The organism is Herpetosiphon giganteus, from assembly GCF_016907925.1.
Classification (GTDB): domain Bacteria; phylum Chloroflexota; class Chloroflexia; order Chloroflexales; family Herpetosiphonaceae; genus Herpetosiphon; species Herpetosiphon giganteus.
In genome coordinates this window covers 15,338-29,945 of sequence record NZ_JAFBCZ010000005.1, presented here as the reverse complement: position 1 = coordinate 29,945, position 14,608 = coordinate 15,338, and the positions used below count along the sequence as shown (strand labels likewise).

Genomic DNA, 14,608 nt, shown 5'->3' with positions numbered 1-14,608 from the left:
CAACCAACACACTACCATGATTCCCCAGAGCAGGATACGGTTAAGATTTCTGGCGATAGCCTACCGTCGAGGGCTATTTCCATCTTTTAGCACGCGAGTGTTGGAGGATTCATGGCCGCACCAATCGTTCAAGCTGATTATGAAGTACTTGACCAAGTTGCCCAACGCCTAAGCAAAAATGCTGAAAGCGTTACGGCATTACAAAGCACGCTCAAACAAACCATTGAAAACTTACGTTCAACCTGGGTTGGCGATGCCTCGGTTGCCTTTCAAAACGAAATGCAAGCCGATCTGTTGCCAGCAGTCCAACGCTTGATCAACGCGTTCCAAGTGGCTCAAGGCACAACCTTAGAAATCAAAAAGGTTATGCAACAAGCCGAGCAAGAAGCCTCAGGTCTGTTTAAAGGCGACCTCACCGGTGGCGGTTCAGCAAGCACCCAAGGCGCTGGCGCTTCTGGTGGTGGTGCTGCAAGTGGTGGTGCTGCTGAAACAGCAACAACCAATGCAAGCGCTGGTGCTGGCGTTATGGCTGGCGGCAGTGGTGGCGGTGGCGGCGGTGGCGGCGGTAGTGGTGGCGGCGGTACTGCTAGTGCCTCAGCCCAACCAGCAGGCGGCGCTAAAGCTTCCGGTGGCGGTGGCGGTGGTGGCGGCGGTGGTGGCGGTGGTGGTGGCGGTGGTACTGCTAGTGCCTCAGCTCAACCAGCAGGCGGCGCTAAAGCTTCTGGCGGCGGCGGTGGCAGCTCAAGTGCAGCAGCCAGCGGCTCAAGCATTGGCAAACTTTCCGAAAAATACGAAACCGGCGGACGTGGCCCAGGCACCGTTTCATCGGGCAAGGGCGACCTTGGTGGAGCATCATACGGTTCATACCAAATGACCAGCCAAACCATGATCAAAAAAGATGGCAAACTGGTTGCCGTCAATGGCGGACGGGTCGCTGAATTTTTGCGCAACCCAGCTGGCCAACAATATGCTGAAGAATTCAAGGGCTTGCGCCCAGGTAGTGCAGAATTTACCGCCAAATGGAAACAAATCGCTGCTCGCGATCCAGAAGGCTTTAAAGCTGCCCAACATCAGTATATTGAAAACACCCACTATCAACCCCAAGTTAACAAACTCAATGCCGCAGGCCTCGATGTGAGCAAATACTCACCAGCCTTGCGCGATGTTGTTTGGTCAACATCAGTCCAACATGGCCCAGGCGCAAGCGTTATCACCAACGCACTCAAAGGCCAAAATATCAGTCAAATGAGCGAATCGCAAATTATTAATGCGATTTATACCGAACGCAGCAAAACGCTGCCAAACGGTCGCTTAGCCTACTTCAAAAACACCAGCGATACTGGCGTTATCCAAGGCCTGAAAAACCGCTTCGTCAGCGAACGCAAAGATGCCTTGAACATGTTAAACCACTAAATCTCGTTCTTTTTTTAATTAGTCAACGCCCCGCCGATCAATTGATCACGCGGGGCGTTGGCCTATCTGCGCATAGTTTGAGCTACTTAGGGAACGATGTACCAAACATTATCAACTTTTTTCAAGGTTGATTCATTGCTACTTGAACCTGGGGCAATGCCACCATCGGCTAAGTCGACTGAGGTAGATTCGTCCGCAACCGTCATGACCATGGTGCCACCGCTAATCTTGACAACAGCGGTATCGCCTGATTCAGAAACTTTTTCAAACTTGACATTTTCGAGCTTGGCTTCAATTTGGCCACCCATGGGAGCCATTTGTTGCAGTTGTTCAAGCAAGGCAGCTTTTTGGGTCGCGCGTTGATCGGGTGCAAAATAGCTGGCAAGCTTCGTAGCAATTTCTTCTTGTTTTGCAGCTTCACCTAAAGCAGGATCATTCATCCCAGCCACAAAATCTTTGAGAAAGTTTTCTGAACGCACTTCGGGGGTTTCTGCTGGCGAGCCACCACAAGCCACTAAAAGACCCATTACCAACAACAACATCAGACTCGATGCCAAACGACGAACTTGTTTCATACAGCGTTTCCTCACAGGCCCTATCGCTAGGAAAAATTTCCACAATCGCAAGCATAGCAGGCGTGTCAAGCAGTTAATAAGCTGATGGGATCAACCGCAGTTGCCTTAGTTGCCACCACAAGCCCAGCATAGGCTGGCAGCCCTAAACTTGGATACCCGACCGCTATAGCAATTTCATCGCCATAAAACGCTGCAAATTGGGTCGGTTGATCGTGTGAATTGAGATATTCTGCGATACGTTCGGCCATCGCAGCTAATTCATCCTCGTGATAATGCGGCAAAACTTGGCCCGCAAAGCGTGTAACCGCACCCTCTTGATGCAGCATTGCGCCCAAGGTTTGGGCCTCGCCATGCACCAAACGATAGCCAGCACGATAGATTGCCGCGCGAATTGCTTGGCGAACCAATTCTGGCGTTGGCACAACGCTCGTCCAACTATAGACTGGCAGCCAATTACTTTTCGCACTCAGGATTGGGCTAAAGCGATAGGCCCAATCGGTGAAGTTAGGCTGCGTCCAGCCACCCAATGCATCATCAACCACAACCAACGTTACACGGATTGAACAATCAAGCGCTGGCAACTCGGTTTGCAGCTCGCTCATTGTTTGTTGGGCAATTGCTTCAGCATCGAAGGCCAAGAGGGCATCGTAATGCACTGGCACATGGGCTTTACCCATTGGGTTGAGCGGTGCAAACGGCCACTCAAGCCCATCGCGTTTTTGATTGGTCATACTTGCAAGATAAGCCTCGAAGCGCGCTGGCCCAAGTGGCAAATCGTAAATCGCGCGCTGGCGCAGCAAACTTGGGATATATGCAAGTTGCATTAAATCTCCTTTCTGTACCACTAAAAAACTATCGAGAATATTTTGTTGTGTTACGAAAGCAGTAAATGCTGTTTAATATTCTGCCTAATTGATTCACCTAATGGAAAATAGGCTAGCCGACTCATTTGCGAACGTTGCTCAGTTAAATGCCATGCAAGATGGCTAATAAAATAGGCAGGTGCAAGGTTTTCGATCTCATAGCGATACCATGTATTGGCCTCCATCATTGCAGATCGAAATTGCGTATAGGAAAATTGAATAAAGGTAGATGCGCCAAAAGCAACAAAATCAATAACCCGATTGTAATCTCCTGCAACAACCTTATGTAACACCTCAAGGATTATGTTTAGCTTAATTTGAGGCGCTTCATAGATAAATAACCCAGCAAAACAGCGTGTATCATGTTCCCTGCTAGCGCGAATATTTGCAATATTATCAGCCATTTTAGTCAGTGTATTTTGCAATTGAGCCTTATTTTGACTAGTTTTCACTTCAATTATTGCGCGAACCGCATCAGGCGTAACAATCGTCAGATCATGATCTTTAAATAAGGTTGGTTTACGAATATCAGTAATTAAAATATCTTGTTGATTTGAGCCATTACCGTTGGGGAAACTCACAAAGCCCGTCCCAATCCGCATAATTTCTGGCACATGTTGGCGCAAAATTTTGCGCAGGATTGCTTCTTTATGTTCGCCATCGCTAAGCCAATGCTTTTGATGCCCCAATAATGAGCGAATCCGATCTTTAGTGCTCTCAAATTCAAGATAAATTGATTTATGATAATTCAATAATGATGATTCTGATTGCTGTACTGACACTTGATTAGATTTTTGTGTAGGCACAGATACCTCCTTAGCGCTAGAAAGGGCTTAAAATGGGCTGTGGTAGTCGCTCTTTCACCGTCACAACATACACATAGTCGCCAGACTGAATTCCGCGCTTACAAAATAGGTTACTCGCGATATGGTCGAGCAGTTGCTGTTGTTCAATTGATGCAGCAGCATCCCAAGTTTTGTTTGTCCAGTAATGGGTAAAGTAGCGTGACACTAGATTATTATTTCTCCCTATACCAATAGGATGAGTAAATACAAAGCCGCAATGGTGGATTAAACCAACAAATAATATACACATCCTATTAGATTACATTAATAATTATTAAACGATTGAGTGGGCTGCTTAGTGGCTAAGCTAGCCAGCTACAAGCAAAATTTATTAAAAACTACTTAAAATAACTGAATGTATGCGTTAATTGAAGTTCATGGCCTAGATGGATTCGTAGGGCTGTCGTAACGCTGCTAGTTGTACTTTTTTCAAGTGTCGCATACAATAGAGTGAGATCGCTACGCCATTATCGCGCTCCATATACCACAGAAAGGATGCAGCGATGCCCCCAATTCAAAAAGCGTTTGTTATGGTTGTCGAAGATAACGCCGACAACATGTGGATTATTACCGAAATGCTCAATGATGACCCACGCGTGCGCTATTGTAATGTTCGGCCATCAGGAAAGCAGCTTTTCGCATTTATGGCAAAAAATGACGTTCCACCAATTAATTTAGTCTTGCTTGATTTAAATTTGCCTGGTGATGACGGATATAGCATTCTCGAAAAGATTCGGGTTCATCCAAAATTACTGAATGCAATCGTGGTTGCAGTCAGTGCTGATAACACGGCAGAAGACGTTGCCAAAGTACGCGCTGCGGGGTTCGATGGGTTTATTGGCAAACCTTTACGTCACGATCGGTTTCCAGAACAATTACAACGGGTAATGGATGGCGAAGGTGTCTGGGAGCCAGATTAGGCCTAATTAAGTCGGGAGACAAACATGGGTGCACTCAATGGGTTGAGTTCACCCATTTGTTGGTTAAGCAAACAGTTTATAATCACGCGACCCAGCCAAGTGAAAGGCTAAACGCAAGGCATGCTGCAAATCGTTGGTTGTGCGCGTTCCAGCTAAATCCATGCTCAACGAGACCAAAATTTGGGCCACATCTGGCGAAATTCCACAGAGAATAATTTGGGTTCCGAGCAAGCGCGCCGATTGAGCCAGCTGCAATAGGCTATTGGCGGCAGTATAATCCAGCGCCGCAATTCCCGTAATATCAATAATACAAACCGTCGCATGCTGTTGGCTGATTGTTTGCAAGACGTTGGCAGTTATTTGGCTGGCTCGCTCTTGATCAACCGTGCCAATCAGCGGCAACAGCATCACTGCATCGGCAATTTGCAGCAATGGCGCAGAAAGCTCGCGAATGGTTTGCAGTAATTGCTCTTGCTGTTGATAAACATCGGTTAATCGGCTGAGGGTTTGCTCAAGCTGGGCATTGGCTTGGGCCAAATCACGCTGCTGTTGCTGATCGCGCAAACGCCCAAGCGTAATCGCCAACGCGCTGCCAATGCGGTTGGCAAAAATATTGAATAACGAGACCTCGACGGTGCTAAATGTCTGGCCTTTCAAGCGTCCAGCGTAGATCCAACCCAACAATTCGCCTTCATTCCAAATTGGCAGGCCCATGGCTGCTTGCATCGGGTATTGGCCTTGCAAGGGATCAATTGGCCATGGCAGCGCTTCGCCTGCCTGCCATGCTTGGCTATAGGTGCCAAGTTGGGCTGGCTCTGTTAGCTCAATCGTGGCCAATACTCGTTTGAGCCGCACGCCACGCGCCGCCTTGGCTACCAATTGCAATGGCGCTTCGAGCAGATAGCAAATCGCCACTTCGCAGGCAAATAATCTGGTTACTTTATCGAGGGCAACATCCAACGTGGCCTCAATCGTTGTTAACGTTAAAGGCAGCGACGATATTTCATAGAGAATGGCTAGTTCGATTTCACGATTGAGCATACAACGTCATCCGTTCAATGGTCAGGCCTGACCAATAGCGTACACAACAACGGTTTTATTGTGGAATAATGCGCCGCCAGTTTCCGCAGCAGCAATTTCGCCAAAACTAAACATCCCAACCACTGGCACATCTAAACCTGCGACCTCGCGAATGCGTTGAACTTCGGTTGCAGCCTCGTCGCCAAGCATTGCCAAGCGCGAAACACAATCGAAAATAATTAAGGCTGCTGGCGGCCCTTCAATCGCAGCTAAAGCGCGTTTGGTGGCCAGTTGAGCTGCATTAAACAAGGTTTCGGGCGAGCCATGCATAATGTGGGCAACCACGTTTTTGGGTACGCTGGCAATGCATTCAATCGAGCCATCGGGATGCGTGCGCAATGGATCGCGAATCAAAAACTCGCCATTAATTTGGGGCAAGCCAATGGGGTGGTCAATCACAAAGCGGCCAAAATTCTCGACGGTTAAATCGGGAAATAGCTCTTGGTAGACCGCAAAGGCAGGTCGGCCATCAAGCTCATAGATGATTGTGCCCTCGCTACGGGTGACAACTAAGCCGCGGGCCGCTGGCTCCCAGCCATGTTGCACCCCGATTCCCATGGGCGTGGGCGATTGCAAAACCCCAACCGCAGCTCCATCGCTAATCACCTGATCGTTGACAAATTGATAGGTCTGCTTGAACTGGAAACTATCGCCAGCGCCGCCGCCAACCATCGGGCAGAGCGGGCCAAACGCGGCAGTGGCATGTTGCACAAAATCGGTCAAGGTTCCGGCCAAACCATCGACTAGTACAAGCGCAGCCTGCGAACCAGCTGCCTGATCCAAGGCATCCTCTAATTGATCGGCCAATTGATCGGCAACCTTGCTGGGATCGGCTTTTACGCCAGCCACTAAGCCTAAATCGAGTTTCAGGGCATCGGATGTGAGCGCCAGCACCACCACGCCGTTGGTGTAGGTGCCAGCATTGCTAATAATGCCGCCTGCGCAGCAACCAATTAATGGTGCTTGCTTGCTGGCAGCGCGAATTCCTTGCACAACAGCTGCTTGATCGTAAGTATCGGTGGTAAAAGCGATTAAACAGGTGGGCGAATGGGGGGCCAGCTGCGAGCAAGCTTGCTCGGCGGCGGCAAAACCAGCGTTATAGCTGTGCTCAATCTGCGATGCACCGGTAGCTGCGTGGGTCGTCATGGTGGATACCTCACAACACAAAAGATGCAGAGACTTCATTGTCGCAAGTGCGGATTAGCTAGGCCTAGAATACGATGGCAAGTGGGATGTAGGCAATCAACAGAAGGGTGAGAATAGGCGTGAAAGATGAACCCAAACGAAGCTGTGTAGTTGCTGAGGCTTGGCTACACAGCTTCGCTCATTGGAGAATTAGCCCTCAAGCTCGTCGGCCAACTCGCGCACAGCACGTTTGGCATACAACCAAACCGTGCCCAGTTTGGGGGCGGCGATGGTTTTATCGAAGACCATAACCAACAAAAATTGCTTGCCAACATCAAAAATATAAAAATCGTAGATGTCGCCTTCGTGCATATACAGGCCGCTGCCAGGATCGTTATGCAGTTGGCGGGTATAATCGACCATTGTCGAAAAGCTGGTGGCCAACAAGGGCAAAAATGGCGGCAATGGCAGCGAGGTGTGGCCTTCTTCAACCAAAGGCACGCCCCAGCGGTCGGTCAAAATGGTTGATTGAGCGCCGAGCTGCACCCCAAGATCCTTGAGTTTCGCCACCAAAGGAGCCAAGGTTTCAGCAGTCAAGACCAACGAACCACCGCTGCGCAACTTCGAGCCAAACACATCATCAGCATTAGTTGCTGGTGGCGGCGTTTGCTGAGCTGGCGGCGGCGTTTGCTGGGTTGGGGCAGCAGGGCGCGCCGGAGTTGTTGCTGGCCGCGTTGGTTGTTGGGCCGTAGGCCGTGGGCTAACTGGTGGTGGCGCTGAACGCGTCGCTGGCGCTGGGCGCGCACTCACCGGCGGAGGCGCAGTGCGCGAGCGCTGAGGTGGTGCAGTTGGGCGCGGGCTGACTGGTGGCGGCCCTTTGCTGATGCTGGATGGGGCTGGTGCTGGCGCAGTTGTGCGTGCTACCGGAGTTGGCGCTTTAGAAACTGGTGGCGGGCCACCCATTTTGGCAGGCGCAGGCGCTTTGGAAACGCTTGGCGGTGGGGCAAAGCGCGAAGGAGCTTGAGGCTGTGGTTCTGGCTCTGGCTCTGGTTCGTAGACTGGTTCTGGCTCGACCGGACGTGGCGGCGGCGCTGCTTGCAATGCTTCATCTAAAGCATCAAGCACCAAAACTGCCGTCAAATTGCGGTCAATGAACCGAAATACGCCGCGCTGCGCTGCTTGCTCGGCAACCTCAGGGTTAGCCGAACGAGCGACCAAAATCACCCGCGTGTCGGGCGCAAAATTTGGCACAAGATCAGCCAAATCTAAGCCACTAAACCCGGGCAAATCATAATCGGCAATCAAGACATCGGGGGCAATTTGCTGCAATTCCCACAATGCCTCGTTGGACGATTGCAGCATCGAAAGCTCAATTTCGCCTGTGACAGCCGTACTCAGCGATTGAAGCACCGTATTATCACCAGCTACCACAAAGACCCTGTAGCCCATACAAACTCCTACTTGTGAGGCTAAAGCCCCCGCTGTGGCAGTGCAACCGTGAACGTACTGCCGCGACCTTCTTCGCTTTGAACCCAAACATGACCATTATGCAATGCAACCAAGCCTTGCACAAGGGCTAAACCTACCCCAGTACCCCCATACTCACGGGTGAGTGATTGGGCTACTTGGTAAAACCGATCAAAAATTCGTTGCAACTGCGATTCAGGAATGCCAATGCCCGAATCGCTGATGCTGACAAAAACCCATGGCCCAGGTTGCAGCGTGCCTTTGAAATAGTTGTGTTCATAGGGCACAGCTTGCACCGTTTCGCACCAAGCCCGCAACGTAATAATGCCTTCTGCTGGGGTAAATTTCATGGCGTTTGAGAGCAAACTCATCAACACCAAGGCAATTTTGGCCCGATCTGCATACAAGGTACAGAGTGCATCGGGCGGCGTGGCCAATGAGATCGTTTGGGCTTTCTTTTGGGCCAGCCCTTGCATTTGCTCGATAACTTCATAGAGCAATTCATCAAGCACAATTGGCTCAACCTGCAACTCGGTTTGGCGCGTATCCAAGCGCCGCAGGTGCGTCATATCGTCGATAATTTCCTTCATGCGCTGAGCACTCTCGACCAAGCGATCAAGATAGGTACGAATTGGCTGCTCGCTGCGTTCTTGAATCACGATGCCATAGCCAAGCACCACCGCCAGCGGCGTGCGCAACTCGTGCGAGGTGATCGAAATAAACTCGCTTTTTAGCCGATCAAGCTCTTGCAAACGCCCGTTGGCCTCTTGCACCCGCGTAAAAAGTTGGGCATTATTCAAGGCAGATGCTGCTTGATTCAGCAACAGCATCATGCCTTCGATTTGGGCGCTGGGCAAGGCTTCAGTATAATCAAACAAAGCGCTGCCGATCATCGCCCCGCCAACCCGCAAAGGAAACGTAATGACATTATGGTCAATATTCGCCAAATTGAGCGTGGTTTGAATTGGCTGTTGCTGGTGATAGGTTTCTTGCAATAACTGCCAACCAGCCTCATTTAATTGGGGATGATTGGCTTGGCCCATCAGCAAGCGTGGCGCTTCCTCAGGCTGTTGCAACAAGAAGTAGCCAAATTGACAGCCAATTTCGCTATTGGTAACCCGCACAATCTCGCCGCACAACTCGCTCAGCGAAAGCGTGCGATTAAAGGCACTGCTTAATTCAAGTTGATGCACAATTGCTTCAAGCTTAACCTTTTGCAGCACCGTTGCTCGTTGATGCAGCACTTGCGCCACCGTCAAGCGCATTTCTTCAATCTCAAAGGGCTTGCTAAGATAGCTGGTTACACCCTGTTGCACCGCCTCGCGCAGCGTTTCCAAGGTAGTTTGGCCAGTCATGATAATCACGGCCAAGCCTGGATTTAAGGCCCGCGCCTGCCGAGCCAACTCAAGGCCGCTCATCTCAGGCATTTTAATATCGGTCAACAACAAATCGAACACTTGATGGCGCATATAATCTAGCGCGACCAAGCCCGACGTTGTATCAACAACCTGATAGCCGACATTGCGCAGCGCTTTCGAGCAATAGCGGCAAATCGTCGTATCATCATCAACAACAAGAATAGTCGGAGCACGACTATACTCAGAGGCTTCGTTGGGTTGGCGTTCGGTCATGGCCAACTACACTCCTCGATCAACCTAGCTTGGTAGGATCAGGGTGACAGGGGTTCAAGTGCTGCTGCCGGTAGCAGCGTTTGCTTCCCATCACTAAGGGTTATTTCAACGACATGCGAACGAACACCAGAAGGCAAGAGTTGGGGCAAGGCAGGGAAACTGCGCACAGTGCCAACCGTGCCGCGATGGGGGCCAGCCACAATCCGCGCTGGACTGCCAACCGCCAAACTTGCTTTAATGACAGCTGCTTGCTCAATATTGCGTACCCGCGAGAGTGGAATCACCACCCGTGGGCGGCGTTGAGGGCTACGGAGTTGGGTAACGCCTTCGATCAAGGCCTCTTGTTGATCATACAACGATAGCGTTTTGAACAACGCTTCGTTCATGGGATGCACCCCAAAACCTTCGGTGATCATTAAGGTTAGGCCGGGATCACGATTGTAGGGCGGGGCTGGCAAGCGCCATGTATTATAGCCTGTGCGCCAAGCATCAAAGCCATCATCGCCAAGGAAATCACGCAATTCGTGTTCTTCGATGCCACCAACAATCACGCCACGCACTTGCTCATCGATTGCTCTGCGCAAGGCTGCTGCCGTGATGCTCGCGCCGCCAATCAAAATTGCATAGGCCGAACGGGCATCAATCGAGCTAATATCAACTTGCTCTTTGGGATCTGTCACCAACAAGCGCAGCACCCCAAAACGCTCGCCGCCAAGGCCAAAAATGCCTTGTACATACGAGGCTGGCGTTTCGATAATCACCGTGCGCGAATCAGGCACTTCCATCACAATCCCGCGAACTTGCGCTTTAAGTTCGATTGGTAGTGGATTAGGAGTGAGGGTGACATAGCCTGTGCTGCGATCAATCGTTGTTATTGTACCAGCAACCGGAGCCAACACGGAAGAGCCAGCAATTAACCCAGCCCGCGCCAACACTTCACCCTTGGCGACTTTATTGCCCTCTTCTTTTTTCATTTTCGAATAGACTTGGGTCGGCAATACGCCAAGATCGCGCGCAATATTAATAATTTGTGGATCAAGTGGATATTGCGCCCGCAACACGATATCATCTGGCTCCACCCGACTGCCAACCCGCACCAGCACTTCTCCTTCAACTGGCAGTTGGCGTTCGATGCGTGCAACCGTATGCATGACGACCGGGGCAGCACCATCAGGGTAGTAGTGCGTCATTGGTTGGGTCTCCTACAGGCAGTGGCAACAGGCTGCATTATAGCATAGCCCGGCTCGCTCTATATAGTGGTTTTTTGGGCCATAGCAAGCCTGAATTCAGGTTCGCTTGGAGCAAAAAATAGCTCCTTCGCCACCCTTCCGTCCCTCCGCCGGAGGGAAACGCAGGAGGTTTTCATCCCCCTGCACCCCCTAATAGTTGCGTTGTGGATTATTATTAAGCTTACTTCGCCCCAATCTTCGCGATCTTCGCGCCCTTCGCGGTTTCTTAGCCCTAATGCCTAACTGTAAAGGTTCATTACGTTAACCTTCGATTGCCCCCTCTCCCGCCCGCGAGGCGAGGGGGAACCGCTGACTCCGTACTCCCCTCGCCCGCGTTCAGTGGGAGAAGGGTTGGGGGTGAGGGCATGCCGCTGGTTGTCAATCCAATGAACCTTTACACCTAACCGCTTGCTTAGCGACTATTCATCTCAACACTACAGCGCAGCAACTCGGCTACGCTCCAAGCCTGCCATGGGCAGCCACGCGGTGTAATTGGCGTATCGCCATCAAAAATCTCGCTCACCGAGCCAATCCCCGCATCGCGGAGATGATCAGCGAACGGTTGCAAATAGCTCCGCGCTTGCTCGACCCCATAAACTTTGCTCACCGCGCTAATAAATGGCCCAATCAGCCAGCCCCACGTAATGCCTTGGTGATACGAAGCATCGCGAGTTTTTAAATCGCCGCCATAGAGGCCAAGATATTGTTGATCGTGCGGAGCTAACGAGCGCAAGCCATACGAGGTCACCAGATAGCGCGCGCAACTATCCACCACCGCCTTGGCTTTGGCATCGTCAAGCGGCGAGTGCGCAACCGAAACCGCGAATAATTGGTTGGGACGCAACGCCGGGTCAGCACCATGCGGGCCGTCAATCACATCGTAGAGATAGCCATGTTCAGCCGACCAAAAGCGTTCGTAGCCAGTTGCCACTTGTTCAGCAGCCAACCGAAAGCGCTCAACATCGCGATCGTAGCCCAACAAGGTGGCAAATTCGCCCAAGGTGCGCAAGGCGCTATACCACAAGGCGTTAATTTCAACTGCTTTGCCTTCACGCGGCGTAACCACCCAATCCTCAAACTTAGCATCCATCCATGTTAATTGGACATTGGGTTCGCCAGCAGTCAACAGATAATCATCGGCCACTTTGATCGAGTAGCGCGTGCCGCGTTCATGCCAGTCGATAATCTCAACCAGTTTGGGATACAAATCGGCAACCAATTGAATATCGCCAGTCGCTTGATAGACCGTGCGCAGCGCTTGAAAAAACCAGAGCGTGGCATCAACGGTGTTGTATTCTGGCTCAGCGCCAACATCAGGAAAGCGATTGGGCAACATGCCTTGGCTTAAAAAATGGCTCCACGTGCGCAATACATCAGCCGCCAAATTGGCCCGCCCAGTTGCCATCAACAAGCCAGGCAAGGCAATCATCGTATCGCGGCCCCAATCGCTGAACCATGGATAGCCAGCAATCACGCTCCAGCCTTGCCATGTGCTGCCATCGGGTAATTGCACCGCCCGCCGCACCATAAATTGATCGGCTGCATATACCAGTTGCTTGATAAAATCGGGAGCTTTTTGCAAGAGCCGCGCTTGCTCCAAGAGTTCGGCTTGGCGGGCTTGCTCACGCGCCAAAGCTTGAAGCCCATCGGTGCTTGGCTCGGCCTCGGTCGAAAAGACCAAAGTCAGGCTTTGGCCTGGTTGCAAAGTTGCGCTAAATTCGCCAGCCTGCAACAAACGTGCTGTGTCGGGGTAGCCACGCTCAAGTTCTTCACGGTAGTAAATATCTTCGACCCAGGTTGCTGACTCACTTTGCCACGTTGCATGGCTGCTCAACAGGCGCACGGTGGTTCCAGCAGGAGTCGTCATCAGCACACCATTGGCTAACTCGCCAAAACTTGGCTGCCAATCGGCCTCAACTGTTGTATCGTGATGATCACGCTCGCACAGCAAAGGCCGTAGGTTAAGGCTTATGGGAGCGTTGCCACGCTCGTGGGTCAATAGCACATAGGTTGTATTCGCGCCATCTTCCATCCAAATACGCTGGCTAAGCACTGCTTCGGCCAAGGCATAGCGCGCAGTTGGAATCGTGCCATCCAAGTGCCATGTTTCAAGGTTGCGATAGCCATCGCTTAATCGGCCATCGCTATATTCAAAGCTGCTTAATGCGTAGGTTTCGCTGCCATACTCTGCGCTTGCTTGCAAACCACCAACCAACAAGGTTCGGCCCAAGGGCGGCTCCAAGGCGGCAATCAACAAGCCATGATATTTACGAATTGGCGCATTTGCCAAGAGCGAACCCATGGCATAAGCTCCAGCGCCATTGGTCACAATCCACTCGCGGCGCAAGGCGGCAGCGGGATGCCCAAGAATTTCACGTCCAAACATAGTGTTATGTCCTGCTAAAATGGTCGGCTTTGGCTGCGATTATAGCAGAGCAGCCGGCTCAATTTGAATTTGCTCAGCTCGATAGATTAAGCGTGCCCGCGCTCCATAGCTGATCGTCGCAATCCATGGCAGAAATAATTCCAGCATACTTGGCGATTGAAAATGTTGCATTTTGGTTGCTGGATGCGGATAATAGATGTAGCCCGCGTAGCTTTGGGCTTGCCAAAGCAGCTGGATGCGGATAAATGAAAAATCTTCTGGCGGGTGTAGATCAGTCCAGCGCAGCGCGCGAAACGTATAATCTGCTTGCAGTAAACGCCACTTGGCTGGCTGAATATCAAGATTAATTGTTGCCAAATGCAAGCCCGCCAAATCAAGCCCGAGTGCGGCAAAATAGGGCTGTTGCATGGCAATTGTGCCTGCTGGATAGGGCGAATCGCTGGCTTGGCCCGAAGCCACGCCATGGCCACGCATAACGGTTCCATCAACCCACGTTTGCATCATAGCTCCACCGTTCGCTGAATTGCCAGCTAAGTGTAAAACAAAACCGCAGGAATACAAACAGCACCATGAATTCATGGTGCTGTTGCAAAGTAACTTATTTGCTGGGCGTTATTGGTTCATTGGATTGGCAACAATGAAGCATTACAGCTAAGCGTTATTGGGGTGGCGCAGCGTTCATATCCATATAAAAGAATTCCCAAATATGGCCATCAAAATCTTGAATGCTGCGGCTGTACATTGCACCCATTTCAATTGGCTCGCTGAAGCTGGTAGCACCAAGCGAAAGCGCCTTGTCATACATTTTGTCGACGGCTTCGCGGCTGTCCATCGTCAACGAAACCAGCACTTCGGTTGCACTGCGGGCATCGCTAATCCCAGCATTTTTGGGAATAAACTCTTTGAACTTGGGATGGGTCAGCAGCATCACATAAATCGTTTCGCTAATCACAATGCTGGCAGCAGTTTCATCGCTAAATTGCAAATCTTGTTCGTAGCCGAGGCCTTTGAAAAATTCAATTGATTTGGGGAGGTCTTGCACTGCGAGATTAATAAACACTTGAGTACTCATGT

13 protein-coding genes are annotated in these 14,608 nt (G+C 51.0%); 2 read left to right on the top strand and 11 right to left on the bottom strand.

Annotated elements, in window-relative coordinates; genetic code table 11:
• Positions 1-111: 111 nt before the first annotated feature.
• The gene (locus JOD20_RS05845) at positions 112-1,413 is read left to right on the top strand and encodes a WXG100 family type VII secretion target (RefSeq protein WP_204754364.1); all 1,302 of its coding nucleotides are present in this window, start codon (positions 112-114) and stop codon (positions 1,411-1,413) included.
• Positions 1,414-1,499: 86 nt separating this feature from the next.
• Here JOD20_RS05845 and JOD20_RS05840 read toward each other — a convergent pair whose 3' ends face one another.
• The 3 genes from JOD20_RS05840 to JOD20_RS05830 all read right to left on the bottom strand — a co-directional run bounded on the left by JOD20_RS05840 (position 1,500) and on the right by JOD20_RS05830 (position 3,657).
• Positions 1,500-1,988 (bottom strand): hypothetical protein, encoded by a 489-nt coding sequence (locus JOD20_RS05840; protein WP_204754363.1) that lies wholly within the window; start codon positions 1,986-1,988, stop codon positions 1,500-1,502.
• A 65-nt stretch (positions 1,989-2,053) separates the two neighbouring features.
• Entirely contained in the window at positions 2,054-2,812 is a 759-nt protein-coding gene (locus tag JOD20_RS05835) for a hypothetical protein (protein ID WP_204754362.1), read from the bottom strand.
• Positions 2,813-2,862: 50 nt separating this feature from the next.
• Positions 2,863-3,657 (bottom strand): DUF6602 domain-containing protein, encoded by a 795-nt coding sequence (locus JOD20_RS05830; RefSeq protein WP_204754361.1) that lies wholly within the window; start codon positions 3,655-3,657, stop codon positions 2,863-2,865.
• Positions 3,658-4,199: 542 nt separating this feature from the next.
• On the opposite strand from JOD20_RS05830, the gene JOD20_RS05825 reads away from it, so the two are divergent.
• A complete protein-coding gene (locus JOD20_RS05825) occupies positions 4,200-4,616 on the top strand; it encodes a response regulator (RefSeq protein ID WP_054537482.1) in 417 nt (138 codons plus the stop codon).
• 63 nt (positions 4,617-4,679) lie between these two features.
• Here the strand turns inward: JOD20_RS05825 and JOD20_RS05820 are convergent, their stop codons facing one another.
• The 8 genes from JOD20_RS05820 to JOD20_RS05785 all read right to left on the bottom strand — a co-directional run bounded on the left by JOD20_RS05820 (position 4,680) and on the right by JOD20_RS05785 (position 14,606).
• Complete coding sequence (locus JOD20_RS05820) at positions 4,680-5,657, bottom strand: STAS domain-containing protein (protein WP_204754360.1); 978 nt, start codon at positions 5,655-5,657, stop codon at positions 4,680-4,682.
• 21 nt (positions 5,658-5,678) lie between these two features.
• Entirely contained in the window at positions 5,679-6,842 is a 1,164-nt protein-coding gene (locus JOD20_RS05815; RefSeq protein ID WP_204754359.1) for an FIST signal transduction protein, read from the bottom strand.
• 189 nt (positions 6,843-7,031) lie between these two features.
• On the bottom strand, positions 7,032-8,270 hold the full coding sequence (locus JOD20_RS05810; RefSeq protein WP_204754358.1) for a response regulator: 1,239 nt from the start codon (positions 8,268-8,270) through the stop codon (positions 7,032-7,034).
• A gap of 20 nt (positions 8,271-8,290) precedes the next feature.
• Entirely contained in the window at positions 8,291-9,919 is a 1,629-nt protein-coding gene (locus JOD20_RS05805; protein WP_204754357.1) for a hybrid sensor histidine kinase/response regulator, read from the bottom strand.
• A 38-nt stretch (positions 9,920-9,957) separates the two neighbouring features.
• Positions 9,958-11,109, bottom strand: a complete 1,152-nt coding sequence (locus JOD20_RS05800; RefSeq protein WP_204754356.1) for a hypothetical protein — start codon at positions 11,107-11,109, stop codon at positions 9,958-9,960.
• Positions 11,110-11,560: 451 nt separating this feature from the next.
• Complete coding sequence (locus tag JOD20_RS05795) at positions 11,561-13,534, bottom strand: amylo-alpha-1,6-glucosidase (protein ID WP_204754355.1); 1,974 nt, start codon at positions 13,532-13,534, stop codon at positions 11,561-11,563.
• 39 nt (positions 13,535-13,573) lie between these two features.
• Positions 13,574-14,038, bottom strand: coding sequence for a hypothetical protein (locus tag JOD20_RS05790; protein ID WP_204754354.1), 465 nt, complete (start codon positions 14,036-14,038; stop codon positions 13,574-13,576).
• Positions 14,039-14,192: 154 nt separating this feature from the next.
• Complete coding sequence (locus JOD20_RS05785) at positions 14,193-14,606, bottom strand: VOC family protein (protein ID WP_204754353.1); 414 nt, start codon at positions 14,604-14,606, stop codon at positions 14,193-14,195.
• Positions 14,607-14,608 lie beyond the last annotated feature (2 nt).